Origin of the sequence: Protofrankia sp. Cj3, assembly GCF_917627355.1 — a bacterium.
In the GTDB taxonomy this organism is placed as follows: Bacteria; Actinomycetota; Actinomycetes; order Frankiales; family Frankiaceae; genus Protofrankia.
Map to the genome: position 1 here is coordinate 12,499 of NZ_CAKJTR010000018.1, position 1,261 is coordinate 13,759.

A 1,261-nucleotide genomic window follows, 5' to 3' on the forward strand; every position below is an offset into this window, starting at 1 on the left:
CTCCCTACACCCAGCCCGGCCTCGGTCTTTCACGAGGCGCCCGTTGCGCTGTGACTGAGCGTCACCCGGATGCAGAAACGGTGCCCCGACCTGCAATGATCTGCGGTGTCTAGTCACTGATCATGTACGTGGTGGAGGCACCGAATCCGTGCGCAAGCGTAGTGGACGCCTGGCGGATGTGACCATGTCGGCCGACGGGAAAGGGCAGCTCGGCCACGCCGGCGGGGTGGTCCTGCAACTGCTGGCCGAGAAGGCCGGGCTGGACGAGGCGCTGGCCGGCGCGATGCGCCTGCCCGGGTTTCGGCCGTTGCATCCGCGCGGGCGGGTGCTGGTGGACCTAGCCTGTGCGATTGTCCTGGGTGCCGAGGCGATCGGTGACATCGCCCCGCTGGAGCACCAGCGTGCGGTCCTCGGCCAGGTCGCCTCCCCGGCGACCGCGTGGCGGGTACTGGACGAGATGGGCGAGCTGCAGCGGCGCCGGATCGCGCGGGCCCGCGCCGGGGTCCGCCGCCGCGTGTGGAAGCTGCTCGAGCAGCGCGAGGACGGCTTCCCCTGGATCACCGTGGACGGGCTGCCGCTCACGGGCTGGACCGTGCTGGACTCCGACGCCACGGCGGTGGCCTGCGCATCCGAGAAGGAGGGCGCCGCGGGCACCTACAAGAAGGGCGTCTTCGGCCTGTGCGCCCCCTGCTCGTGTACTGCGACAACAGCGGCGAGATGCTCGCCCAGGAGCTGCGGCCGGGCGACGCCGGCTGCACCGACACCGCCGACAACATCGACATCTTCCGGCAGGCGGTCGAGCAACTGCCCGGCCCCCACCGGCGCAAGATCCTTTTCCGGACCGACGGGGCCGGGTTCTCCCACGGACTGCTGGAGTGGATCGCCTCCGCCGGCGGGCGCCGTCACCCGTCCTTCACCTGGGAGTACTCCACCGGCTGGACCTTCACCCAGCGGGAGATGGACGCCGTGCTCGCCGTCGACGCCCTGGAGAAACGCACCGGCCGTGCCGTGTGGCAGGCCGCGCTGCAGGCCGACGGCACGGTGCGCGAGAAGGCGTTCGCGGTGGAGGTCACCGGCCTGCTCGGCGACCTCGGGACCTGGCCGAAGGGCCACCGGGTGTTCGTGCGCCGCGAGCCGCTGCACCCCCGCTACGCGAAGGACGCGAACGCCTACGAGAGGGAGCACGGGGTGCGGCTGACCGCGTTCGCCACCAACACCCCCTGACAGCTGCCACCTGAACCTGCGGTTGACGGTGCGGCTG

Annotated in this window: 1 protein-coding gene; it reads left to right on the top strand. The window is 71.5% G+C overall.

Features of this window, described 5'->3' with window-relative positions; translation table 11 throughout:
- The first annotated feature begins 678 nt into the window (after positions 1–678).
- Positions 679–1,224 carry a hypothetical protein gene (locus MJ783_RS04130; RefSeq protein ID WP_239308583.1) on the top strand — a complete coding sequence of 182 codons (546 nt, stop codon included), beginning with the start codon at positions 679–681 and terminating at the stop codon, positions 1,222–1,224.
- Positions 1,225–1,261 lie beyond the last annotated feature (37 nt).